22 protein-coding genes are annotated in these 24526 nt (G+C 70.3%); 13 read left to right on the top strand and 9 right to left on the bottom strand.

Annotated elements, in window-relative coordinates; all coding sequences use genetic code 11:
* Positions 1-199: 199 nt before the first annotated feature.
* Positions 200-1384 (bottom strand): cytochrome P450, encoded by a 1185-nt coding sequence (locus C4V41_RS29480; protein ID WP_200824298.1) that lies wholly within the window; start codon positions 1382-1384, stop codon positions 200-202.
* A 1596-nt stretch (positions 1385-2980) separates the two neighbouring features.
* Here C4V41_RS29480 and C4V41_RS29470 point away from each other — a divergent pair.
* Genes C4V41_RS29470 through C4V41_RS29440 form a run of 7 tightly spaced genes read left to right on the top strand, consistent with a single transcriptional unit; the run spans position 2981 to position 10305 of the window.
* Positions 2981-3826, top strand: coding sequence for a fumarylacetoacetate hydrolase family protein (locus C4V41_RS29470; protein ID WP_103959197.1), 846 nt, complete (start codon positions 2981-2983; stop codon positions 3824-3826).
* Positions 3823-5130, top strand: a complete 1308-nt coding sequence (locus C4V41_RS29465) for an L-fuconate dehydratase (protein WP_103959196.1) — start codon at positions 3823-3825, stop codon at positions 5128-5130. Before C4V41_RS29470 ends, C4V41_RS29465 begins: the two co-directional genes overlap by 4 nt.
* Complete coding sequence (locus C4V41_RS29460) at positions 5127-5861, top strand: SDR family NAD(P)-dependent oxidoreductase (RefSeq protein WP_103959195.1); 735 nt, start codon at positions 5127-5129, stop codon at positions 5859-5861. The genes C4V41_RS29465 and C4V41_RS29460 overlap by 4 nt, the downstream gene beginning before the upstream one ends.
* Before the next feature lie 15 nt (positions 5862-5876).
* Positions 5877-6902: a sugar ABC transporter substrate-binding protein gene (locus C4V41_RS29455; protein ID WP_103959194.1), complete on the top strand. Its 1026-nt coding sequence runs from the start codon at positions 5877-5879 to the stop codon at positions 6900-6902.
* A complete protein-coding gene (locus C4V41_RS29450; RefSeq protein WP_103959193.1) occupies positions 6903-8381 on the top strand; it encodes a sugar ABC transporter ATP-binding protein in 1479 nt (492 codons plus the stop codon). It abuts the gene before it with no gap.
* Positions 8378-9367, top strand: a complete 990-nt coding sequence (locus C4V41_RS29445) for an ABC transporter permease (RefSeq protein ID WP_235030446.1) — start codon at positions 8378-8380, stop codon at positions 9365-9367. Before C4V41_RS29450 ends, C4V41_RS29445 begins: the two co-directional genes overlap by 4 nt.
* The gene (locus C4V41_RS29440) at positions 9367-10305 is read left to right on the top strand and encodes an aldo/keto reductase (RefSeq protein WP_103959192.1); all 939 of its coding nucleotides are present in this window, start codon (positions 9367-9369) and stop codon (positions 10303-10305) included. Before C4V41_RS29445 ends, C4V41_RS29440 begins: the two co-directional genes overlap by 1 nt.
* Positions 10306-10388: 83 nt before the next feature.
* Here C4V41_RS29440 and C4V41_RS29435 read toward each other — a convergent pair whose 3' ends face one another.
* From C4V41_RS29435 to C4V41_RS29425, 3 genes are read right to left on the bottom strand one after another with little or no spacing between them, the layout of a single operon-like run.
* Positions 10389-10844: a GNAT family N-acetyltransferase gene (locus C4V41_RS29435; protein ID WP_103959191.1), complete on the bottom strand. Its 456-nt coding sequence runs from the start codon at positions 10842-10844 to the stop codon at positions 10389-10391.
* A 30-nt stretch (positions 10845-10874) separates the two neighbouring features.
* Positions 10875-11822, bottom strand: coding sequence for a DNA polymerase ligase N-terminal domain-containing protein (locus C4V41_RS29430; protein WP_103959190.1), 948 nt, complete (start codon positions 11820-11822; stop codon positions 10875-10877).
* A gap of 10 nt (positions 11823-11832) precedes the next feature.
* On the bottom strand, positions 11833-12849 hold the full coding sequence (locus tag C4V41_RS29425; protein ID WP_103959189.1) for a LacI family DNA-binding transcriptional regulator: 1017 nt from the start codon (positions 12847-12849) through the stop codon (positions 11833-11835).
* An 81-nt stretch (positions 12850-12930) separates the two neighbouring features.
* On the opposite strand from C4V41_RS29425, the gene arfA reads away from it, so the two are divergent.
* Positions 12931-14430, top strand: a complete 1500-nt coding sequence (gene arfA / locus C4V41_RS29420; protein WP_103959188.1) for an arabinosylfuranosidase ArfA — start codon at positions 12931-12933, stop codon at positions 14428-14430.
* Between the two features lie 220 nt (positions 14431-14650).
* On the opposite strand, the gene C4V41_RS29415 is transcribed toward arfA, so the two are convergent.
* The 5 genes from C4V41_RS29415 to C4V41_RS29395 all read right to left on the bottom strand — a co-directional run bounded on the left by C4V41_RS29415 (position 14651) and on the right by C4V41_RS29395 (position 19262).
* Entirely contained in the window at positions 14651-15331 is a 681-nt protein-coding gene (locus C4V41_RS29415) for a FadR/GntR family transcriptional regulator (protein ID WP_103959187.1), read from the bottom strand.
* A 25-nt stretch (positions 15332-15356) separates the two neighbouring features.
* Complete coding sequence (locus C4V41_RS29410) at positions 15357-16379, bottom strand: MBL fold metallo-hydrolase (protein WP_103959186.1); 1023 nt, start codon at positions 16377-16379, stop codon at positions 15357-15359.
* A gap of 67 nt (positions 16380-16446) precedes the next feature.
* Complete coding sequence (locus C4V41_RS29405; protein WP_103959185.1) at positions 16447-17562, bottom strand: steroid 3-ketoacyl-CoA thiolase; 1116 nt, start codon at positions 17560-17562, stop codon at positions 16447-16449.
* Positions 17563-17604: 42 nt separating this feature from the next.
* Positions 17605-18597 carry a sigma-70 family RNA polymerase sigma factor gene (locus tag C4V41_RS29400; protein ID WP_103959184.1) on the bottom strand — a complete coding sequence of 331 codons (993 nt, stop codon included), beginning with the start codon at positions 18595-18597 and terminating at the stop codon, positions 17605-17607.
* Between the two features lie 68 nt (positions 18598-18665).
* Positions 18666-19262: a TetR family transcriptional regulator gene (locus C4V41_RS29395; RefSeq protein ID WP_103959183.1), complete on the bottom strand. Its 597-nt coding sequence runs from the start codon at positions 19260-19262 to the stop codon at positions 18666-18668.
* Positions 19263-19503: 241 nt separating this feature from the next.
* Here C4V41_RS29395 and C4V41_RS29390 point away from each other — a divergent pair, with 241 nt between their 5' ends.
* The 5 genes from C4V41_RS29390 to C4V41_RS29370 are packed head-to-tail and all read left to right on the top strand — an operon-like array spanning position 19504 to position 24523.
* Positions 19504-21090: an AMP-binding protein gene (locus C4V41_RS29390; RefSeq protein ID WP_103959182.1), complete on the top strand. Its 1587-nt coding sequence runs from the start codon at positions 19504-19506 to the stop codon at positions 21088-21090.
* Between the two features lies 1 nt (position 21091).
* Complete coding sequence (locus tag C4V41_RS29385) at positions 21092-22057, top strand: acyl-CoA dehydrogenase family protein (protein WP_103959181.1); 966 nt, start codon at positions 21092-21094, stop codon at positions 22055-22057.
* Entirely contained in the window at positions 22057-23211 is a 1155-nt protein-coding gene (locus tag C4V41_RS29380; RefSeq protein WP_103959180.1) for an acyl-CoA dehydrogenase family protein, read from the top strand. The genes C4V41_RS29385 and C4V41_RS29380 overlap by 1 nt, the downstream gene beginning before the upstream one ends.
* Positions 23208-24140, top strand: coding sequence for a bifunctional MaoC family dehydratase N-terminal/OB-fold nucleic acid binding domain-containing protein (locus C4V41_RS29375; RefSeq protein ID WP_235030445.1), 933 nt, complete (start codon positions 23208-23210; stop codon positions 24138-24140). Before C4V41_RS29380 ends, C4V41_RS29375 begins: the two co-directional genes overlap by 4 nt.
* The gene (locus C4V41_RS29370; protein ID WP_103959179.1) at positions 24140-24523 is read left to right on the top strand and encodes a MaoC family dehydratase; all 384 of its coding nucleotides are present in this window, start codon (positions 24140-24142) and stop codon (positions 24521-24523) included. The genes C4V41_RS29375 and C4V41_RS29370 overlap by 1 nt, the downstream gene beginning before the upstream one ends.
* Positions 24524-24526: the final 3 nt, after the last annotated feature.

Raw genomic sequence — 24526 nt, 5'->3', positions numbered from 1 at the left:
ACGCGGTCAGGATCACGCGGTCAGGACCACGCCGGTGGGGCTTGCCCGGCCCAGCGCAGTCCATGCCCAGCCCGTGCCCAGCTCAGCCCAGCCCGTGCCCAGCCCAGCCCGTGCCCAGCCCAGCCCAGCCCGTGCCCTGCCCAGCCTTTACTCGCCCCCTGCCCTGTCCGCTCGGGGCAGTGCCCGGTCCTCCCAGAGGTCAGCCGATGGTGATCGGTAGTTCCTTGATGCCGTTGATGAAGTTCGAGCGCAGTCGCCGGGCCGGGCCCGTTTGGCGGAGGCGGGGGTGGCGGCGGGCCAGTTGTTCGAAGAGGATGCGGAGTTCCAGTTTGGCCAGGTGGTTACCGAGACAGAAGTGGGCACCGCCGCCGCCGAAGCCGATGTGCGGGTTCGGGTCGCGGCCGATGTCGAAGACCTCGGCGTCCGGGAAGACCGTGGTGTCGCGGTTGGCGGAGGAGTAGAAGACCACGACCTTGTCGTCGGCCTTGATCTGCTGCCCGCCCAGCACCTGGTCGGTCGTCGACGTACGGCGGAACAGGTTGACCGGCGAGACCCAGCGGACGATCTCGTCAGAGGCCGTCTTCGCCATGGTCGGGTCGGCCACCAGGCGGTCCCACTGGTCCGGGTGCTCGAAGAGCGCGAGCATGCCGCCGGAGGCCGCGTTGCGGGTGGTCTCGTTGCCGGCCACCACCAGGAGGAGGACGAACAGGTCGAACTCGTTCTCGTCGAGGGTCTCGCCGTGCTCGTCCGGCTGCAGGAGCTTGGTGACGATGTCGTTCTTCGGGTTCGCCCTGCGCTGGGCGGCGAGCTGGTTGGCGTAGGCGTAGACCTCCATGGCGGCGTTCGAACCCTCTTCTGGGCTGGCCGAGTAGTCGGGGTCCTGGGCGCCGATCATGCGGTTCGACCAGTTGAACACCTTGTCGCGGTCGGACACGGGCGCGCCGAGCAGTTCGCAGATCACGTAGAGGGGGAGGGGTGCGGCGATCTCGGTGACGAAGTCGACCTCGCCGGTCAGCTTGTCGAGGAGGTCGTCGCAGATGTCGCGGATGTGCTGTTCGAGGGCCCCGATCGTGCGCGGGGTGAAGCCCCGGTTGACCAGGGAGCGCCGCCTCGTGTGCTCCGGCGGGTCCTGGTTGAGCATCATGAGGCGCTGCAGCGCGATCTGGTCCTCGCTCAGATCCTCGAAGAGGGCGAGCTTCTTGTGGGAGGAGAACAGGTCCGAGTGCCGGGACACGTGGACGACGTCCTCGTACCTGGAGACGGCCCAGAAGCCAGGCTCGCCCTCGTGCCAGTGGACGGGGCTGTTCGCGCGCAACCAGGCGAGCTGGTCGTGGGGTGGTCCAGCGGTCGCGTATAGGTCCCTGTCAACAAGGTCGATGTGCACGCGGGTCACCTCTTGATCAAGCGCTTGGTTAAATTGTATTGAAACGTGTTCTATTACGTCACTGTACGGTCGTCAAGGAGGGGAATGGATCGTTCCTGATAGTTGGGTCCAATGGGTGGGCTGCGGGCGTGCGGTGGTGGGTGGCGATAAACGCCGGTATGTGGCACTTGACGGCAATGAACCGCAGGTCAACGAGCCAACTCCACTTCGCTCACTCCACCCCGCCCGACTTCGGCCTGCTCGACGCCCCTCTGTCCGACGCCACTCTGTCCGGCCTCGGGTCGCCTCCCTTCGGGTCGCCTCCCTTCGGGTCGCCTCCCTTTGGGTCGCCTCCCTTCGGGTCTGCTCGGCTCCACTGGCTCGGCTCCACTGGCTCGGCTCCACTGGCTCGGCCTCGGCCTGCTCGACTCCGCCTCGCCCGACTTCGGCTGGCTCAACTCAGGTTTGCTCGACGCCACCCTGCTCGACGCCACCCCGCCCGACTTCGGCCTGTCCGGCCTCCGGCCCTCTGGCTCCGGCCCCCTGGCTCCGCCCTACTGGCTTCGGTCGGCCCGGCTCCGCCCTGTCCGACCTCGGCGTGCCCGGCTCCCCTCTGTCCGGCTCCCCTCTGTCCGACGCCCCTCTGTCTGGCGTCGGCCTGTCTGGCGTCGGCCTGTCTGGCGTCGGCCTGTCTGGCGTCGGCCTGTCTGGCGTCGGCCTGTCTGGCGTCGGCCTGTCCGGCCTCGGGCTGTCTGGCCTCCGGCCCTCTGGCTCTGTCCTACTGGCGTCGGCCGGCTTGGCTTCGGTCGGCTCGGCTCCGCCCCTGTCCGAGTTTGGCCTGTCCGGCCTCGGGCCTGCACGGCTCCCCTCTGTCCGACGCCCCTCTGTCTGGCGTCGGCCTGCTCGGCTTTAGGCCGTTCGGCCTCGCCTCGCCTCGCCTCGCCTCGCCTTGCCTGGCTTCGGCTCGCTCGGCTCAGGTCTGCTCAATTCTGGGCGCCGACGGTTTCCGTCCGGTCTGCCCGGCGCAGGGCCGACGCCGGGCCTCGGCTCCCATGGCCTGGCTCCGATGGTCCGGGGGTCGGGGCGCCTGGCTCCAATGGTCGGGTGCCGAGGTGCCGAGGTGCCGGGGTGTCGGGGTGTCGGGGTGGCGAGGTGCCGGGGTGGCGAGGTGCCGGGGTGGCGAGGTGCCGGGTGTTGGGGTGCTGGGTGTTGGGGTGCTGAGGTGGCGGGGTGCCGCAGTGCCAGGGTTGCGGGGGTTCGGGGGTCCGGGGTGGTGGGGTCCAAGGTGGCGAGGTGCCGAGGTGCGGGGGGCTTGGGGGGCTGGGTTCTGGGGAGGCGTGGGTGTTTGTGTGGGTGGGAGGGCTGGGGCTGCTGTGAAGGGTGCGGGGGAGATTCAGGGCGGGGGTTACGTCCGATGTATATGCGGGAAAAGTTTTGGCGGCGCCACCGTAGTGGTGGGGGCGGTTAATTGGGTTCACAGGGGGCGTACTTCGCTTATGGGGGTATTGCGAGGCGGCGGATCCGAGGTAAGCGCGTCGGCGGGCCTTGACACACTCCACCTGGGCGCACGAGCATCGGGAGACGAGACATCCGATGTATAAAGATGAAGGATGCGGTGTGAAGCTGCTGCGAGTAGGACCTGTCGGCCAGGAACGACCGGTGGTGCTGGATGATGCCGGTGACCTGCGCGACATCGGAGAGCCCGAGATCGACGGGGCTTTCCTCGCCTCCGGGGGAGTGGCGCGCGTCCGCGACGCGCTCCAGCGTGGTGCCCTGCCCGTGGTCGAGGCCGAAGGGGTGCGGATCGGGGCGCCGATCGCGCGGCCCGGGAAGATCGTGTGCATTGGCCTGAACTACAGCGATCACGCCGCCGAGTCTGGCGCCGAGGTGCCGGCCGAGCCCGTCGTGTTCATGAAGGCCGCCAACACCATGGTCGGCCCGTACGACGAGGTGCTCGTGCCCCGTAACAGCGTGAAGACCGACTGGGAGGTCGAGCTGGCCATCGTCATCGGCCAGGAGGCGCGCTACCTGGGCAGCCGGGAGGAGGCGCTCGGCGTGATCGCCGGGTACGCCATCTCCAATGACGTCTCCGAGCGGGAGTTCCAGCTTGAGCGGGGCGGTCAATGGGACAAGGGCAAGTCGTGTGAGACGTTCAACCCGCTCGGCCCGTGGCTGGTGACGGCGGACGAGGTGGGTGATCCGCAGAACCTGCCGCTGCGCCTCTGGGTGAACGGTGAGCTCCGCCAGGACGGTGACACCAAGAACATGATCTTCGATGTGGCGGAGATCGTGCGTTATCTGAGCCGGTTCATGGTGCTGGAGCCCGGTGACGTGATCAACACCGGCACCCCGGCCGGGGTCGCGATGGGCATGCCGGGGCAGCCCTACCTGCGTGCGGGTGACGTGGTGGAGCTGGAGATCGAAGGACTGGGCCGGCAGAAGCAGACGGTGGGGCAGGCATGACGCAAACGGGAGCGCCGGCGTACCGGATCGTCGGGATGGAGACGCACGACGTGCGTTTTCCGACCTCGCGGGAGCTCGACGGCTCCGACGCGATGAACCCCGACCCCGACTACTCGGCCGCCTACGTCGTGCTCAAGACCGACGACGGGCACGAGGGGCACGGGTTCGCGTTCACCATCGGGCGCGGGAACGACATCCAGACCGCGGCCATCAGCGCCCTTGAGTCTTACGTGCTCGGCAAGGACGTCGAGGACCTCGGCGCGCTCTACCGTGACATGGTCAACGACTCGCAACTGCGCTGGCTGGGGCCGGAGAAGGGCGTCATGCACATGGCGATCTCCGCCGTGGTCAACGCCCTGTGGGACCTCAAGGCCAAGCGGGCGGGCCAGCCGTTGTGGCGGTTGTTGTCCGAGATGTCGCCCGAGGAGATCGTCGATCTCATCGACTTCCGTTATCTGAGCGACGCGCTGACCAAGGACGAGGCCCTCCAGATCCTGAAGGCGGCAGAAGGGGGCAAGGCGGGGCGGATCGAGCAGCTCATCGAGAGCGGCTACCCCGCCTACACGACGTCGCCGGGCTGGCTCGGATACGACGACGAGAAGTTGCGGCGGCTCTGCAAGGAGGCCCTCGACCAGGGGTTCGGGCAGATCAAACTCAAGGTCGGCGCCGATCTGGAGGACGACAGGCGCCGGTTCAGGGTGGCCCGCGAGGTGTGCGGGGCCGACTTCCCGATCGCGATCGACGCCAACCAGCGCTGGGACGTCGGCTCGGGCATCGAGTGGATCAACGGGCTGCGGGAGTTCAACCCGCACTGGGTGGAGGAGCCGACCAGCCCCGACGACGTGCTCGGCCACGCCGCCATCGCCCGGGGCATCGCGCCCATCGCGGTGGCCACGGGTGAGCACGTACAGAACCGGATCGTGTTCAAGCAGCTCCTGCAGGCCGAGGCGATCTCGTACGTGCAGATCGACTCCGCCCGCGTCGGCGGCGTCAACGAGAACCTGGCGATCCTTCTGCTCGCGGCGAAGTTCGGCGTGCCGGTGTGCCCGCACGCGGGTGGCGTCGGGCTGTGCGAGCTGGTGCAGCACCTGTCGATGTTCGACTTCGTGGCGGTCACCGGGACGATGGAGGGACGGGTGATCGAGTACGTGGACCACCTCCACGAGCACTTCACCGACCCGGTCGTCATCAAGAACGGCCGCTACGTCGCCCCGTCCGCACCCGGCTTCAGCGCCGAGATGCACGCGGAGTCGATCGCCGCCCACACCTTCCCCGGCGGCGAGGTCTGGAAGGACGAGGCATGAGTCTGAAAGCGATCGTGACCGGCGGCGGATCCGGCATCGGCCTGGCGGCGGCCACCGCGCTCGCCCAGCGCGGCATGACCGTCGCCTGCCTCGACCTCAACCCGCCCGGCGAGCCCTTCATCGGCATCAAGGCCGACGTCACCGACGACGCGAGCGTGCGGGCGGCGGTGGCCGAGGCGGCCGAGCGGCTGGGCGGCATCGACGTGGTGGTCAACAACGCCGGCATCGGCGCGCAGGGCACCATCGAGGACAACCCGGACAGCGAGTGGCACAAGGTGTTCGACGTCAACGTGCTCGGGATGGTACGGGTCGCGCGGGCCGCGCTGCCGTACCTGCGGAGGTCCGAGCACGCCGCCATCGTGAACACGTGCTCGATCGCGGCCACCGCCGGGCTGCCGCAGCGGGCGCTCTACAGCACGACGAAGGGCGCGGTGCTGTCGCTGACGCTCGCCATGGCCGCGGACCACATCCGTGAGGGCATCCGGGTCAACTGCGTCAACCCGGGCACCGCGGACACCCCGTGGGTCGGCCGGCTGCTCGACTCGTCTGACGACCCCGAGGCGGAGCGGGCCGCGCTGAACGCCAGGCAGCCGATGGGCCGCCTGGTCAGCGCGGAGGAGGTCGCGGCGGCGATCGCCTACCTCGCGAGCCCCGAGGCCGGTGCGACCACCGGGACCGCGCTCGCGGTCGACGGTGGCATGCAGGGGCTCAGGCTCCGGCCAACCAATTAAGGAAGGTAACCCCCCATGAAGTTCGGACGGGCGGTCGCGGGAGCGGCCCTCTTAGCGGTCGTCACCGCGTGTGGCTCTGGAACGACGACGACGGAAGGAGGAAGCGGCGGCGGGAAGATCGGCATCGACCACCCGAGGGCCGACTCCGACTTCTGGAACTCCTACATCAAGTACGTCCCCCAGATGGCCGGCGAGCTCAAGGTGGACCTCATGCCCGCCACGAACTCGCAGAACGACGTGGCCAAGCTGGTCAACAACGTGCAGGCGCTGACCGGTCAGGGCGCCAAGGTGATCGTCATGGCCCCGCAGGACACCGGAGCCATCGCCAACACGCTGACGCAGCTTGAGAACAAGAAGATCCCCGTCGTCACCGTCGACACCCGTCCGGACAAGGGGAAGGTCTACATGGTCGTACGCGCCGACAACCGCGCGTACGGCACCAAGGCGTGCGAGTTCCTCGGCGAGAAACTCGGCGGCAAGGGCAAGGTCGTGCAGCTCCAGGGCGCGCTCAGCTCGATCAACGGCCGTGACAGGTCGGAGGCGTTCCTGGAGTGCATGAAGAGCAAGTTCCCCGGCGTCACGGTGTTCAGCGAGCCGACCGAGTGGGAGGGCAGCAAGGCGGCCTCCATGCTGCAGACCCGCCTGGAGCAGAACCCGGATATCAAGGGCATCTATATGCACGCCGGGGGCGTCCACCTGGCCCCGACGCTGCAGGTGCTCAAGCAGAAGGGCCTGCTGGTCCCGCCGAGCGACGACAAGCACGTCTTCGTGATCTCGAACGACGGCATCCCGCAGGAGTTCGAGGCGATCCGCAAGGGCGACATCGACGCCACGGTGTCGCAGCCGGCCGACCTGTACGCCAAGTACGCCCTCTTCTACGCCAAGGCCGCGGCGGAGGGCAAGACGTTCCAGGCGGGCCCCACCGATCACGACAGCACGATCATCCAGCTTCCGAACGGCCTGGAGGACCAGCTCCCCGCGCCCCTCGTGACCAAGGAGAACGTGGACGACAAGGCGCTCTGGGGCAACCAGGTCAAATAGATGAACCTTCACGTCGAAGCCAGAAACGTGGTCAAGCGCTTCGGCCCGACCACCGCGCTCAACGGCGCGGAGATCGCGATCGCCGAGGGCGAGACCCACGCGCTCGTCGGCAGGAACGGCGCGGGGAAGTCCACCCTGGTGTCGATCCTGACCGGGCTCCAGCGGCCGGACGAGGGCGAGGTGCGGTTCTCGGGAGAGGCGGCGCCCGCCCTCGCCGACCGCGACGCCTGGCGGCAGCGCGTCGCCTGCGTCTACCAGAAGTCCACGATCATCCCGGCGCTGACGGTCGCCGAGAACCTCTTTCTCAACCGGCAGTCGGCCGGGGGCACGATCAACTGGCGGGCGCTGCGGGCCAGGGCGCGTGAGGTGCTGGACACGTACGAGGTGGACGTGGACGCGCAGGCGCTGGCCGGCGACCTGAGCGTCGAGCAGCGCCAGCTCGTGGAGATCGCCCGCGCGCTGTCGTTCGGCACCAGGTTCATCATCCTCGACGAGCCGACCGCGCGGCTCGACGGCCCGGCCATCGAGCGGCTGTTCACCCGCATGCGGTCGCTGCGCGAGCAGGGCGTCACGATGATGTACATCTCCCACCATCTCGACGAGGTGTACGAGATCTGCCAGAGCGTCACGGTGTTCCGCGACGCCCGGCACATCGTCACCAGGCCGGTCGCCGACCTGCCGCACGACGAGCTGGTCGCCGCGATGACGGGGGAGGCCACGCAGGCGTACGAGTCCCGCTCCCGGACCCCCCGCGACGCGGTGGTGCTGTCGGGGGCGGGCCTCACACTGGCCGGTCGCTACGCAAATATCGATATTTCCGTTAAATCGGGCGAGGTCGTCGGCCTGGCGGGCTCCGCCAGCAGCGGCAAGGTCGGCCTGGCCGAGACCCTCGTCGGCCTGCGGAAGGCCGACCGGGGCACGGTCACCGTCAACGGCACCCGCGTCAGGCCCGGCGACGTGCCCGCCGCGATGCGGGCCGGACTCGGATTCGTCCCCGAGGACCGCCACCACGAGGGTTTCGTCCCGATGCTCTCGGTGGGCGAGAACGCCACGTTCCCGATCGCCCGCAAGCTCGGCCGGTACGGACTGGTCTTCCCGGCCAGACGCCGCACCAAGGCCGAAGAAATGATCAAAAATCTGGACATCAAGACGGAAGGGGCTGATCAGCCCGTCAGCGACCTGTCCGGGGGCAACGCGCAGAAGGTCGTCTTCGCCCGCGCGCTCGTCGACGACCCCACGGTGCTGGTCGTGATCAACCCGACCGCGGGCGTCGACGTCAAGGCCAAGCAGGCCCTGCTCGGCGCGGTGGAGGACGCGGTCGGGCGGGGAGCGGGGGCCGTGGTGGTCTCCGACGAGCTCGATGACCTGCGGATCTGCGACAGGGTGCTGGTGATGTTCCACGGCAGGGTCGTGAAGGACGTGCCCCGCGGCTGGACCGACCACGAGCTCGTGGCCGTGATGGAAGGCATAGAAGAGTGACCACATTGACGGCGCCCGCGCCCCGCATGCGCCTGGCCAGGTTCCGTGACCTGACGCTCGTGCCGGTGATCGTGATCCTGCTGGTCGTGGGCGCGTTCCTGGACCCGACCTTCCTGACGCCGGGCAACCTGACGAACGTGCTCCAGCAGCAGGCGGCGATCTCGCTGCTCGTCCTGGCCGAGGCGATGATCCTGATCGCCGGCAAGTTCGACCTCTCGCTGGAGTCCACGGTCGGCACCGCGCCCGCCATCGCGGTGATGCTGGTGATCCCGGTGGCGGCGGGCGGGTTCGGCATCGGGCTGCCCGGGGCGCTGGTGATCCCGTTCGCGCTGCTGATCGGGGCGGCCATCGGCGCGTTCAACGGCTTCCTGATCATCAGGTTCCAGCTCTCGGCGTTCATCGTCACGCTGGCCATGCTGATCATCGTGCACGGCTTCCTGCAGGGGCCGACCGAGGGCAAGACGCTGTTCGAGCTGCCCGAGTCGATCCTCTACCTGGGCAGCGCGCTGTGGCTGGGCCTGCCCGCCGCCATCTGGATCGCCGGCGTACTGTTCGCGGCCGGCATCTTCGGCCTCGGCTACCTCAGGCTCGGCCGCTCCCTCTACGCGATCGGCGGCAACACCGACGCCGCCCGCGCCGCCGGCATCCGGGTCGACCGCGTGCTCTACGGCGTGTTCATCATGGGCGGGACGCTGGCCGCGCTCGCCGGAATCCTGGAGACCGGACGCCTCGGGGCGATCGGCAACAACCAGGGCGTCGGCTGGATCTTCATGGTGTTCGCGGCGGCCGTCATCGGCGGCGTGAGCATGGACGGCGGCAAGGGCACGATCCTCGGCGCGCTCACCGGCGTCCTCGTCATCGGCCTGGTACAGAACATCCTCACCCTCATCGGCGTCTCCGGCTTCTGGCAACCGGTCATCTACGGCGGGATCATCCTCGTCGCACTGATGATCAGCCGAATAGCCGGCGGAAAGGCTCAAGACTGATGGAACGCATCCAACTGCCCCGCCACGGCTTCGGCGGCGCACCGATCGGCAACCTGTTCGAGGAGGTCGCGGAGGAACGGGCGCGCGCCACCATCGACGCCGCCTGGGACCAGGGCGTGCGCCTGTACGACACCGCGCCCCACTACGGCCTGGGCCTGTCCGAACGCCGGTTGGGCGCGGCGCTCACCGGCCGTTCCGGCTACGTGCTGTCCACGAAGGTCGGCCGCCTGCTGGTGCCCGCCTCCTCCGGCGGGGCGCGGGACGGCGAGGGCTTCGACGTGCCCGCCGACCTGGTGCGGCAGTGGGACTTCTCGCGCGACGGCGTACGCAGGTCGCTGGAGGAGTCCCTGGCCAGGCTCGGGCTGCCGGCCATCGACATCGCGCTCATCCACGACCCGGACGAGCACGTGGACCAGGCGATCGTCGAGGCGTACGCGGCGCTGGCCCAGGTGCGCGCCGAGGGCGGCGTGCGCGCGATCGGCGTCGGGATGAACCAGTGGCAGGTGCCGCTGCGCTTCATCCAGGAGACCGACATCGACGTGGTCATGCTCGCGGGCCGCTACACCCTGCTCGACCAGTCGGGCCTGCCGCTCCTGGACGAGTGCGTCAAGCGGGGCGTCCGGGTGCTGGCGGCCGGGGTCTTCAACAGCGGGCTGCTGGCCACGCCCGAGCCGGCGGGCACGTACAACTATGTGCCCGCGCCGGAACCGCTGCTGGAGAAGGCCCGGAGGATCGCGGGGGTCTGCGAGCGGCACGGCGTCTCGCTGCCGCAGGCCGCCATGGCCTTCCCGCTGCGCCACCCGGCGATCGCCACGGTCGTCATCGGCGCCCGCGCGCCCCAGGAGGTCACCACGAACGCCGCCCTGTGGTCCCGGCCGGTCCCGGACGAGCTGTGGGCGGAACTGGAGGCCGAGGGACTCCTGTCCGAGCGGGAGTAGGTGAGGCGGTCGGGCAGGCGTAGTGCGACGGCTCCGGCCGGGAGCAGGGCAGGCGTGGTGCGACGGCTCCGGCCGGGAGCGGGTCAGGCGGCCGGGCAGGCGTAGTGCGCCAGCCACAGGCCCGGGATCACCTCGGTCTGACCGGCCGGTACGAACCCGAGCCGCTCGTACAGCCTGCGCGCCGGCGTGTTGTCCCGCCCCGTGGACACCACCACCCGGCGCCCGGAGGCCCTGGCCATGACCTCCTTGACCAGGGCCCGCCCGATCCCGCGCCGCAGCGCCGCCGGATGCACGACGAGCCGGTTGAGGTCCACCTCACCGGCCGTCTCCTCCCACGCCACGGCCCCCACCAGCCGATCGTCCTCCATCGCTCCCAGCCAGAGCAGCGGCTGCGCGCGCAGCTCGGCGAGGCTCTCGTGCAGCGGCGGGATGCGGTCGTCACCGATGATCGCGGCCTCGACCGCGTAGGAGGCGCGCTGCAGGGCGAGCAACTCGCCCCCGAGCGGATCGCCGTCGGGTGAGATTCCAGTGATCAGCACGCCCTGAGTATCCCTCAGCCGGTGGAGCGGTCATGCGGGAATGAACAGCCACGCCTTCGACGACCCCGGCTCGTACGGCGAGTCCAGTCGTTTGGCCAGCACCCCCGGCAGCCCCTGCTCCCTGGCCGCCTGCCGGACCGGACCCGCCTCGCCGGGCCACGACGGTGCCGTCTGCCAGTGCGCGTTCGACAGCCCGAGCGCTTCCAGGGCCGCCCGTCGCGCCGTGTAGGGCTCCTCGACCAGGGAGCGGCCGTCGTCGTACAGGAGGTCGTAGAAGAGGAGAATCTCCGCGCCCCCGAGCGTCGCCAGCTCGCCGTCGAGCACCGCCGACCGGCTGCCGAACGACTCGGCCAGCTCGCGCAGCCACGGATGCTCCCTGGCCGCGTCCGTACGGCCGCCGTCGATGGGGACCAGCAGCCGCCGGCCGCCCCATGCGAACTCGAAGGCGTAGGCCGAGGGGTCCTTGGGGAGGCGGGCGCGTTCGGCCGGGAGCATCGGCTCCAGCGCCGGGAACGGGTCGCGGACCGCGTCGCCCATGCGGTGGATCATCCAGTTCTTGTCCCGCGTCCTGAACAGCACGAACCGGCCCGCGGACCGGTCGCCGCGCAGGACGAACTTGACCTCGCGATCCGACCACTTCTCCGTCTCGTACGTGCCGGTGTCCCAGATGGTCATGGTGCCGCCGCCGTACTCGCCCTTGGGGATCTCGCCGTGGAAGGTGAGGTACTCCATCGGGTGGTCCTCGGTGCGCACGGCCAGGTGATTGGTGCCGGGGTCGGCCGGCAGGCCCTTGGGGACGGCCCAGGAGACCAGGACGCCGTCGCGTTCCAGGCGCAGGTCCCAGTGCAGGGACCGCGCGTGGTGCTCCTGGATGACGAAGGCGTCGCCGCCGGGGGAGGCGGAGGGGGCGTCGGGGACGGGCTCAGGGGTACGTTTCGGGTCGCGTTTGCTCCGATATCGCTCAAGTTTGTCGGACACAGAACCGGTACTACCCGTTGGTGCTCTCCCGGATCACCAGCCGGTACGCCACATGAATCTCCCTGGCCTCCGCCTGCGAGCTCTTGGCCATGCGGTCGGCCAGCAGGTCGACGGCCTGGCGGGCGATCGCCTGCTTGTCGGGGGAGATGGTGGTGAGGGTCGGGGTGCCGTAGCGGCCGTCCTCGATGTCGTCGAAGCCCGCCAGCGCCACCTCCCCCGGCACGGAGTGGCCCCGCTCCAGCAGGGTACGCAGCGCGCCCAGCGCCAGCAGGTCGTTGAAGCAGAAGACCGCGTCCGGCATCGGCCCCGAGTCCAGCAGCGCGGCCATCGCGCGGGCCCCGTCCGCACGGTGGTACGCCTCCACGGGCACCACCAGCCGGTCGTCCCTGGGCAGCCCGGTCTCCTTCAGCGCCTGGCGATAGCCGGCCAGCCGCAGCCGGGACGTCTCCGCCACCGCGTCGTCCTGGGCCCCGATCGCGGCGATGCGGCGGCGGCCGAGCGAGGCCAGGTGCAGCGTGGCGTCCCTGGCGGCGGCCACGTTGTCCACCACGATGTGGTCGGCCGTCCCCCCGGACACCCGCTCGCCCAGCAGCACCATCGGCGTGTCGTCCACGCGCGCGGCCAGGTCGTCGGCCGTCAGGGCGAGCGGGCTGAAGATCAGGCCGTCGATCAGATGGGCGCGGAAGCCCTCGGCGACGAGCTGTTCGCGCTCCCGCGTGGCCCCGGTCTGGTCGATCAGCACGGTCAGCCCGCGCTCCTCCGCGCACGCGACCACGAAGTGGGCCAGCTCCGCGAAATAGGGGATGTCCAGTTCGGGGACCGCCAGGGCGATGATCCCGGTACGGCCCTGCCGCAGGTTCCTGGCCGACAGGTTGGGCCGGTAGTTGAGCTCCTTGATGGCCGCCTCGACCCGCGTACGCGTGGCCGGGGTTACGTGAACATAGCCGTTGACCACGTTGGAGACGGTCTTCACGGAGACGCCGGCCAGTCGGGCCACGTCCTTGAGGCCGACGCGAGATCTGTCCATGGCCACAAAGTGTATTAGTTGCTTTACAACGTTGAATACAACGATGTATAGATGGGCGAAGCCAATCAAGGAGGACTGTCCATGGGATCCGCCAAGCTCACCCTCGACCCCGCGTTCGAGGTCGGGCCGGTCGAACGGCGGCTGTTCGGATCGTTCGTCGAGCACATGGGGCGGTGCGTGTACACGGGCGTGTTCGAGCCCGGCCACCCCGAGGCCGACGGCGACGGGCTGCGCCGCGACGTCATCGAGCTGACGCGGGAGATGGGCGTCACCGCCGTGCGCTACCCGGGCGGCAACTTCGTCTCCAACTACGACTGGGAGGACGGCGTCGGACCGTCCGCCGACCGGCCCACCCGGCTCGACCTGGCCTGGCGGCAGATCGAGACGAACGCGTTCGGGCTCGGCGAGTTCATGACCTGGCTGCGCGAGGTGGACGCCGAGCCGGTGATGGCGGTCAACCTGGGTACGCGTGGCGTGCGGGCGGCTCGTGACCTGCTCGAATACACCAACTTCCCGGGCGGCACGCGCTGGTCGGATCTGCGGATCAAGCACGGGACGCGGGAGCCGTACGGCATCAAGGTCTGGTGCCTGGGCAACGAGATGGACGGTCCCTGGCAGATCGGCGGGAAGACCGCGGAGGAGTACGGCAGGCTCGCCCTGGAGACCGCCAAGGCCATGCGCCGGGTGGACCCGAGCATCGAGCTGGTGGCCTGCGGCAGCTCCAACCCGCACATGCCCACGTTCGGGTCCTGGGAGGCGACGGTGCTGGAGCACTGCTACGACCAGGTCGACTACATCTCCACGCACGCCTACTACGACGCCGTGGGCGGCGACCGGGCGAGCTTCCTGGCCTCGGCCGTGCAGATGGAGCGGCAGATCCACGACGTGATCTCCACCGCCGACCACGTGGCTGCCAAGCTCGGCAGTCGCAAGCGGCTCAAGCTCTCGTTCGACGAGTGGAACGTCTGGTCACAGAGCCTGTTCGGCGGCGAGCAGAGCCTCGACTGGGAGCAGGCGCCGCGCATCATCGAGGAGGACTACGACGTCGCGGGTGCGGCGGTGGTCGGCAGCCTGCTGATCACCCTGCTCAACAACGCCGACCGGGTGGGCATCGCCTGTCAGGCGCAGCTCGCCAATGTGATCGCTCCCATCCGTACCGAGCCGGGCGGCCCGGCCTGGCGGCAGACGATCTTCCACCCGTTCGCGCTCACGGCCGCCCACGCCCGCGGCCGGGTCCTGCGCGTCCAGGCCACGGCTCCGAACATGCCGACCGAGGAGTTCGGCGAGGTGCCCGTGCTGGCCGCCGCCGCGACGCTCGACGACGAGCGGCGGCTGTCGGTGTTCGCGGTGAACCGCGGGGACGAGCCGCTGCCGCTGGAGATCGACCTGCGCGGGCTGCCGAGGGGGACGGACATCTCCCACATCACGGTCGCCGACGCCGACACCGCCGCCCGCAACACCGAGCGGGAGCCGCGGCGCGTCGAGCCGCGCGCCCTCGACGGCGCGGTGATCGACGGTGACCGGCTCAAGGCCGTGCTGCCGCCGATCTCCTTCAACGTCCTCAAGGCGCAGCTCGGCTGACCTCTGACACTCCTTCCCGCCGCACTTCGGCGCGGTCCTTTCGAAGGGAAGGGGAGGCGGGGAGGCCGTAGGAGGGGAGGCCGGTTCGCCTTCGGCGGGCCGGCACGAGGCCGACCGGCACGAGGCCGACCGGTTCCAGAGGCCCGGCGGTCGCCGGGCCTCTGGCCGGTTCAGCGTTGGACGGCCTCTGGTGGTCGGTCCAGCGGCTGAAGGTCGCTGGTCAGTCCAGTTCCAGGGCTCTGCGCAGCCACGACTCCACGCCCGCCACGTGTACGGTCGCCCAGGCCCGCGCCACGTCGGCCTGCCGGGCGGCGATGGCCTCGTAGATCGCGGTGTGCTGCTCCCGCGTCTTCTCCATCGCCCCCTCCTGCGTGAGCCCCCGCCAGATGCGGGCCCGGGTGGTCGGGCCCGACAGGCTCTCGATGAACGAGCACAGCACGCTGTTGCCCGACCCCTGCGCGATCCGGTGGTGGAACTGCAGGTCGTTGGCCACCAGCTCCTCCACGGTGGGCCGCTCCGGCAGCGACTCCAGGATCACCCGCAGCGCGTCGATGTCCGCGTCGGTCATCAGCTCGGTCGCCATGGCGGTGGCGGCCGGCTCCAGGATGCGCCGGACCTCGAAGAACTGGATCACCGTGTCGTCGCGGTGCAGGTCGAGCACGAACGACATGGTGTCCAGCAGTAGCCGGGGCTCCAGGCTGGTGACATAGGTGCCGTCGCCCTGCCGGACGTCCAGCACGTTGATCAGCGACAACGCGCGTACGGCCTCCCGCAGCGAGTTGCGTGACAGGCCGAGTCGTTCGGCGAGGTCGGCCTCCTTTGGCAGCCGGTCCCCGGGGGCCAGCTCGCCGGAGACGATCATCTGCTTGATCTTGTCGATGGCCGCGTCGGTGACCGCCACGCTTCTCTCCCTAGACATCGGATGTCTAGGAGTCTAGAGCCTGAAAGCGAACGAGATCGACACCTGCGTGGCGGCGAATCGCGCCGCGGGCCTCCAGGGCGCGCAGGTGGGCCGCGGCCTCGCCGGCCGCCATGCCTCTCAGCACGGGGGACAAATCGTCCCATGGCTTGTTCCACGTCATCATCGCGGCGACCTCCCAGATGGTCAGCGGCTCGGGCCGCTGGGCCAGGAGGGCGCGCAGCCGTTCGAGCTTCTCCTCGTGATGGTGGCGGATCTGGGCGGCGCGCGCGGCCACATCGGGAAATATCCATTCATGGGCGGGCAGGGCGTCCAGCGGGCCCAACTCCTCGATCCGCTCCAGCGACTCCAGGAACTCGCCCAGCGGATCGACGTCGCTCCGGTCGTACGGATAGATCCCGATGTGCGGGGTGATGTCCGGCAGGACGTGGTCGCCGGTGAACAGCCGGTCGGCGTCCTCCAGGTGCAGGCAGATGTGGCCGGGCGTGTGTCCGGGGGTGTGCACGGCGCGCAGCTTGCGCCCCGGCAGGTCCACCAGGTCGCCGTCGCGCAGCTTGCGGTCCGGCAACGCCGGCGGAATGGGTCGCGAGCCCATCGCCTGCCTGGCCTCGCCCGGATCGGCGCCCGCCCGCCTCAGCATGTCGCTCTGGAAGTCGTCGTGCTGGTCGGCGGCGAAGTCGTTCATCAGCCTGACCAGCGCCGCGTCCTCCTCGTGCATGGCGATCCAGGCTCCGGACACGTCCCTGACCTGCCCGGCGAGCCCGGCGTGGTCGGGATGGAAATGAGTGACGACCACCCCGCTCACCGTGCTCACGTCGTGCCCGAGCGCCGCCAGCCCGCCGCTGAGCGCCTCCCAGGCGTCCGGATGGTTCCAGCCGGCGTCGACCAGCACAGGCCCCTTGGGCGACTCGACGGCGTAGACGATCGTGTATCCGAGCGGGTTGCCCGGGATCGGTACCGGCACGCTCCAAACCCCGCCGCCGAGGTCCTGCGGACGCTGCTCCGCGTACGGCCTGCGCCTGGTCTTCATGTAGCCCCCGATTTCGAGTGAGGTGTGCCGCGGGTAAGAGCGCCGCCCGCCGGGATCGAATACGTGTTCAGCCGATCCGTTCCAGAATCGTGGCCGTGGACAGCGCCCCGCCCGCGCACATCGTCACCAGCGCGGTGGCGGAGTCAGAGCGCTCCAGCTCGTGCAGCGCCGAGGTGATCAGCCGCGCGCCCGTGGCGCCCACGGGATGGCCGAGCGCGATCGCGCCGCCGTTGACGTTGACCCGGTCGAGGTCGGGCTCGTGCACGCTCGCCCACGACAGCACCACCGACGCGAACGCCTCGTTGACCTCGAATCTGTCCAGGTCGCCGATCGTCATGCCGGCCGCCGCCAGCACCCTGGCCGTCGCCTCCACGGGCCCGTCCAGGTGGTAGTACGGCTCCGCCCCGACCAGCGCCTGCGCCAGGATCCTGGCCCGGGGCCGCAGCCCGTGCCGCCGCGCCGCCGACTCGCTCATCACCAGCACGGCCGCGGCGCCGTCGGAGATCTGCGACGAGGTGCCGGCCGTGTGCAGGCCGTCGTTCAGCACCGGCTTGAGCCCGGCCAGGCCCTCGGCGGTGGTCTCGCGCAGCCCCTGGTCTTTGCGTACGTCGCCGACCGGCACGATCTCGCGCTCGAACCGCCCGTCGGCCCACGCCTTGGCCGCCAGCCGCTGGGACCGCGCCCCGAACCAGTCGAGCCGCTCTCGCGTCAGCCCGCGCCGCCGCGCGATCCGCTCGGCGGCGGTGAACTGGTCGGGCAGGTCGATGCTCCAGTCGTCCGGCCTGGGCTTGGCCGGGCGCACGTTGCTGCCCAGCGGCGCCCGGCTCATGACCTCGACCCCGCACCCGACGCCGGCCTCGATCACCCCCGCCGCGATCATGGCCGCCGCCAGGTGCACCGCCTGCTGCGAGGACCCGCACTGGGCGTCCACGGTGGTGACACCGGTCTGGTACGGCAGCCCGGCGTACAGCCACGAGTATCGCCCGACGTGCCCGCCCTGCTCGCCCGCCTGCGTCACGCACCCGGCGAACACCTGCTCCACGACCGCCGGATCGAGCCCGGAGCGCTCGACGAGCCCGGTCAGCGCCGTGGCCAGAACCTGTTGCGGTTTCAGCTCCGACAGCCGGCCGGCCCGCTTGCCGATCGGCGTGCGTACGGCTTCGACGATCACCGGTGTGCCCATGGTCGCCTCCAGAACGTTGCTCTGGCGCGACTGTAACGCGTTCTACTTTGCTGCGGAACCCTCCCAGGTCGCCGGAAGCTCGAACGTCTCGAACAGCTTCTCCTCGAAGAACATGCCGACATGGCTGATCTGCGTGCCGGAGAAGGTCAGCACCATCAGCGCGAACTGGCGATAGACCCCGTCGTCTCCCCGGAAGTAGACCGCGAAGGCGGGCTGCCCGTTCGCCGCGGTGGGCACCAGCTTGAGATCGCCGGGAGCCTCGGCCGGGCACTGCGTCCTGGTGAGCTCCGCGATCGTCTCGGGCCCCTGATACCAGCCCACGAACGGCGGCATCTCCCACACCGCGTCCTTGGTGAACAGGTGGACCAGGCCGTCGATGTCGTAGTTCTCGAAGGCCGCCACGTACCGGTCGAGTTGCTCCCGCTGCTCGTCCGACAGCGGTTCCACCGGGTCGTCGAGGCTCGGCGACACCTCGCTGAGCTGCGCGCGGGCCCGCTGCAGGATGCTGTTGACGGCCGCGACGGACGTGCCGACCGCCTCGGCCACCTCGGCGGCCTTCCACCTGAGCACGTCGCGCAGGATCAGCACCGCCCGCTGCCGGGGGGGCAGGTGCTGCAGCGCGGCGATGAGCGCGAGCCTGATGCTCTCGCGCTCGGTCACGATCGAGGCGGGGTCGTCGCCACCCGCGCCCGCCAGCGCGTCGGGCACCGGCTCCAGCCAGGGCACCTCGGTGTCCTGCACCAGGGGAGCGGTCGCCTCCAGGCTCGGCGCGCCCAGCCCGGTCGGCAACGGCCGCCGGCCGCGGCTGTCGAGCGCGGTCAGGCACGTGGTGGTGGCGATGCGGTAGAGCCACGTACGCAGCGAGGATCGCCCCTCGAACCCGTCGTAGGCCCGCCAGGCGCGCAGATAGGTCTCCTGGACTTGATCTTCGGCGTCGTGAACGGAGCCCATCATGCGATAGCAGTGCGCCAGTAGTTCGCGCCGCATCGGGTCAGCCAGCCGGAGGAAGTCCTCATTTGTCGGCTTGTCGGTCATACACCCCTGTATAGACTCCGCCACCGACAGATCGATGAGTTTTCTGCCACCCGCAGGACAATTCGTGGTCAGATATCGGCGAGCAGCCGCGCGGCGGCGGTCTCGATGCGGCGCTGGATCTGGTCATAGGTGCGCCGCCCGCGCAACATCTCCAGCAGTTCCTGCACCCACACGCTGGCCAGCGACCCGGCCAGGTCGAGTTGCTCCTCGCTCGCGTCGTCGACCGTCAGCCCGTCGGCCGAGACGCGCAGCAGCAGCCCCGTCATGCGGTCGCCGAACGGCGTCTGCACCTCGGCCATGATCAGCGACCGGATGAGGGCGTCGGCCAGCTCCGGCTCGCGCATGAGCCCCCGGGTCGCCCGCATCAGCACGTCGACCGCGCGGCTCGACGGGGTGGCGGCGCCGGGCGGGCGGCGCTCGATGCTGCTCTCCAGCAGATCGATCTCCTCGCCGACCACCGCCACGACCAGGTCCATCTTGGACGGAAAGTAGCGATAGAGCGTGCCGAGCGCCACGCCCGCGCGCTCGGCGACCGTGCGCATCTGCATGGCCTCGACCCCGCCGCGCGAGGCCAGCGCCGCCGCGGCCTGGACGATGCGCTTGCGGCGTTGGTGCTGGCTGCGCGTACGGACGCTGTGCCCGCCTGGCGCGGGGTGGTTGTCCATGGTCCCCTCGGTGTCGCTGGGGGGCGGGGGGATCGGCGCGTGCGTGCTACGCATAAGAACACGTTATCTGATTTCTCGATGACGCGGCTTGTTACTCACGGGTCACAAACCAGCCGTATTGGCCCATGTCTCCGGCGTTACACGCATAAATCATGACTAAGCCACTGGGCTCCCCACTGGACAGATATTAGAATCTGTTCTAGTTTGCGATTCGTCTGACCTAGCGCTTGCTGGAGGAGCGATGACCGCGGACACGCTCGCCTCCCTGCTCCTCGCGCGGGCCGAGGACGACCGCCCCGGGCTCGTGTTCGAGGACACGGTGTGGTCGTGGCGCGAGCACGTCGCGGCCTGCCGCTCCGCCGGGGCGTGGCTGTCCGCGCGCGGCACCGCCCTGCACGTGGGGGTGCTCGGCGAGAACGTTCCCGACCTGGTGTTCCTTTTGGGCGGCGCGGCGCTGGCGGGGCACGTGGTGGTCGCCCTCAACCCCACGCGCTCGATCGACGAGCTCGTCCACGACGCTCGCGCCACGGACGTGAGCCTCCTTCTGGCCGACGAGACCCACCTGGACGCCGCCCGGCGGGTGGCAGAGGCACTGGGCGTGGAGGTCCTGCCGCTCGCTCTGGAGCGGACGGCCCCCACCGCGCCCGAGCCACGGAAGCTCGTCATGCTGATCTTCACCTCGGGCACCTCCGGCCGCCCCCGCGCCGTGCGGATCACGCAGCGCAAGCTCGCCGTCCCCGGGACGAGCCTGGCGGCGCTGCTCACGCCGGACGACGTCGTCTACTGCTCGATGCCGCTGTTCCACTCCGGCGCCCTCATGGCCGCCTACGCCCCGGCCGTGGCCTCGGGGGCGGCGCTGGTGCTGCGCCGGCGGTTCTCGGCGTCGGGCCTGCTGCCCGACCTCAGACGGTACGGCTGCACGTACCTGCACTACGTCGGCAAGGCCCTCTCGTACGTCCTGGCCACCCCCGAACATCCGGACGACGCCCGCAACCCCCTGAAGATCGCGTTCGGGAACGAGGGCAGCGCGGTGGCGACCAGGAGGTTCGGGGAGCGGTTCGGCTGCCACGTGATCGACGCCTTCGGCTCCACCGAGACCGCCATCTCGCTCACCCCCGACCCCTCGGGACCGCCGGGATGCCTCGGCCGCCTGCCGGAGGGCGTCCGGATCCTCGACCCGGCCACCGGCCTGCCCTGCCCGCCCGGCCGCATCGAGCACGGCCGCCTGCTCAACCCGGAGGAGGCCGTCGGCGAGCTGGTCAACACCAGCGGGCTGGGGCTGTTCGACGGCTACTACAACGACCCGGAGGCGGACGCCGAGCGGATCAGGGACGGCGCGTTCTGGTCCGGCGACCTGGCCTACGCCGACCCCGCCGGGTACGTGTTCTTCGCCGGCCGGGGCACCGAACGCCTGCGCGTGGACGGCGAGAACCTGGCCGTCGCCCCCATCGAGGCCGCCCTGCGGGAGTTCGGCGGGGTGGTGGAGGCGGCGGTGTACCCGGTGCCCGACGCGGCGGCTGGTGACCAGGTCATGGCGGCGCTCGTGCTGGAGGGGGAGTTCGACCCGGCCGCGTTCACGGCGTTCCTGGCGTCCCGCCGCGATCTGGGCGCCAAAGCCATACCGCGATATATCCGCGTTTGTGGGGAGCTACCGCAAACGGCCTCGCACAAGGTCATCAAGCGGCACCTGGCCCGCGAGGCGTGGCGCACCGGCGACCCGGTCTGGTGGCGGACCCCCGCCGGGCTGCGGCCGTTGACGGGCGCGGACGTCAAGGGGATCGAGGAGGAGTTCGTACGGCACGGCAGGCACCACCTCTTGGAGACGTGAGATGGATTTCAACCTGGACGAAACCCAGCAGGACCTGCGGAAACTGGCGGCCGACGTCCTGACCAAAGAGGGCGGCGAGGAACGGCTCCGGCAGGCCGGGCTCCTGAGCGTGTGCGCCTCCGAGGAGGCGGGCGGCGCCGGGCTGGGGCCGGTCGAGATGGCCGTGGTGCTGCGGGAGGTGGGGGCGCGGGCGGCGCCGGTCGCGGCCCTGCCGACGCTGGTGAGCACGCTGACCCTGGCCCGCTATGGCACCCCTGACCAGCAGCGCCTGGAGTGCACGCTCGCGCTCCGCGAGCCCGGCCGCGCCCTGACCGAGGCCCCGCGGACGACCGCGACGCCCAAGGACGACGGATGGGTGTTGACCGGCCGCAAGGTCTCGGTGCCCCACCCGGGGACGGCGGTGCTGGTCACCGCCGACACCGGCCTGTTCCTGGTGGAGCGGGTGGCGGCGGCCCCCGAGTTCACCTCCACGGGCGAGCCCGCCGCCACGATCGTCCTGGACGGCACCCCGGCCGAGCGGATCGGAGGGCCCGAGGCGGTCACCGAGGCCCGGCGGCTGTTCACGGCCGCCGTCGCGGCCCAGGCGAGCGGGGTGCTGGCCGGCGCACTGGAGCTGACCACCGCCTACATCAAGCAGCGCAGGCAGTTCGGGCGGGCGCTGGCCGAGTTCCAGGCGGTGACCATGCAGATCGCCGACGTCTACATCGCCGGCCGGGCGCTGGACGTCGCCATGTGGTCGGCGGCCTGGCGGCTGGCCGAAGGGTTGCCGGCCGAGCAGGATCTGGCGCTGGCGGCGTACCACGTGGGTGAGGCCGTCAAGGCCCTCTACACCTGCCAGCACCTGCACGGCGGGCTCGGGCTCGACGTGACCTACCCGCTGCACCGCTACTTCGCGCAGGCCAAGCACCTGTCCCACCTGCTCGGCGGCGCCGACGCCCAGCTCGACCTGATCGGAGCGCTCGTCTGATGCTGATCGACCTCACCCCCGGCCAGCGCGCGCTCCGCGACGAGCTGCGCGAGTACTTCCAGGGCTGTCTCACCGACGAGGACCGCAGGAAGATCGCCGGGGATCCGTTCGGCGACGCGTACATGGAGCACTGCCGCCGCCTCGGCCGCGACGGCAAGCTCGGCCTCGGCTGGCCCAAGGAGTACGGCGGAGGCGGCTACGGCCCCCTGGAGCAGCAGATCTTCGCCAACGAGATCGCCCGCGCCGGCGTCCCGTACCCGATCATCACGGTGCAGACCGTCGGGCCCACCCTCATGCAGTACGGCACCAAGGAACAGAAGGAGCTCTTCCTGCCGCGCATCCTGGCCGGCGAGTGCCACTTCGCGATCGGCTACAGCGAGCCCGAGGCGGGCACCGACCTGGCCTCCCTGCGGACCACGGCGGTGCTCGACGGCGACCACTACGTCGTCAACGGCCAGAAGATCTTCACCAGCGGCGCCCACTACGCCCAGTACATCTGGCTGGCCGCCCGGACGAACCCCGAGGCCAAGAAGCACAAGGGCATCACCATGATGATCGCCTCCACGGAGGACCCCGGCTTCTCGTGGACCCCGATCGTCACCATGGACGGCCGCCACCACACGAACTCCACCTACTACTCCGACGTCCGCGTCCCCGTGAGCATGGTGGTCGGCGAGGTGGACCGTGGCTGGGACCTGATCGTCAACCAGCTCAACCACGAACGCGTCACGCTCGGCCCGGCCGGCAACCTCGGCGGCACCTACGACCGGTTCCTCGCCTGGGCCCGCCGCACCGGCCACATCGAGAACCCGGACGTACGGCGGGCGCTGGCCAGGGTGTGGGCGGCCTTCCGTACGAACGAACTGCTGAACTGGCAGGTGGCGGCCAACATGGACCTCGGCTGGCTGGGCGCCCCCGACGCGTCGGCCACCAAGATCTACGGCTCCGAGCGCATGCAGGAGGCCGGCCGCGTCGTCGGCGACGTCCTGGCCCGCTACGGCGACCCGTCCGACCCGGAGACCGCCGAGCTGCTCGAACGCGTGGACCACGGCGTGAAGGGCGCGGTGGTGCTGACGTTCGGCGGCGGGGTGAACGAGGTGCAGCGCGAGCTGATCGCCATGCTCGGCCTGAGCCTCCCGAGGCCGCCGCGATGACCGAGCCCTCCGCGATGACCGAGCCCTCCGCGATGACCGACGAAGAGCTGCACGAGCTGGCGGCCAAGCAGGTCGCGCTGGGCGAGATGCGCGGCGCCCCGGCCCCCGACCCCGTGAACGTCCCCATGATCAGGCACTGGCTGGACGCCATGGGCGACACGAACCCGGCCTACCTCGACCAGGGCGTGGCCCCGCCCGCGATGGCCCAGGTGTGGACCATGCAGGGCCTCCGCGCCCGGGGCAGAGAGCGTTCGCCGGTCGACGACCTCCTGAACGCGCTCGACGCCAACGGCTACACGGGCGTGGTGGCGACCAACTGCGAGCAGACCTACCACCGCTACGCGCGCGTCGGCGAGCGCCTGACCGCCGCCACCCGCTTGTCCGGCCTCACGGGCCCGAAGCGGACGGCGCTCGGCGTGGGCTTCTTCGCCACCTGGAACGTCACCTGGTACGACGAGGGCGACAAGCCGGTGGCCGAGATGCTCTTCCGGGTGCTGAAGTTCCGGCCGCCGGAGAAGAAGACGCTGCCGCCGTACCCGCTGCAGCCGGCGATCAACCAGGACACGGCGTACTTCTGGGAGGGCGTGAACCGGGGCGAGCTGCGCATCCAGTCCTGTGCCGACTGCGGCGAGCTGCGCCACCCGCCGGGCCCGCTGTGCCCCCACTGCCGCTCGGCCAACCGCTCCCACGTGGTCGCGAGCGGCGAGGGCACCCTCTTCAGCTACGTCGTCCACCACCACCCGCCGGTGCCCGGCCGTGAGACCCCGTTCGTGGTGGGCGTGGTGGAACTGCCGGAAGGCGTGCGGATCGTGGGGAACGTCGTGGACTGCCCGCCCGAGGAGGTCGGGATCGGGATGGCGTTGCGGGTGACGTACCAGCCCATGGACGACAAGTTGATCCTGCCGATGTGGATGCCGAGGGAGCCGTGATGAGCGAAGACGCGCTGCCGGAGCTGTCCATCGAGCTCACGCCCACCGTGGTCGTCTCCACGGCGCTGGCCACCATGGACTTCACCCCGGTGCACCACGACACCCAACTGGCCCGTGCCCAGGGGTCGAAGGACATCTTCCTCAACATCCTGACCACCATGGGCCTGGTCGAGCGCTATGTGACCGACTGGGCGGGCCCCGGGGCCGTCATCCGGTCGATCAACGTCAAGCTGGGCGTCCCCGCGTACGCGGGCGACCGCCTCAGCTTCAACGGGACCGTCGTGTCGCGCGAGGGCGGCCGGATCGCGGTCGAGGTGCGCGGCAAGGTGAGCCTGGGCGACCACGCCACCGGAACCGTGACCCTCACCCTTGAAGGAGAGTAAGGC

The organism is Nonomuraea solani, assembly GCF_900108335.1.
GTDB lineage: Bacteria > Actinomycetota > Actinomycetes > Streptosporangiales > Streptosporangiaceae > Nonomuraea > Nonomuraea solani.
The sequence above is the reverse complement of the archived record's forward strand: the minus strand, read 5'-3'. Positions and strand labels throughout refer to the sequence as shown.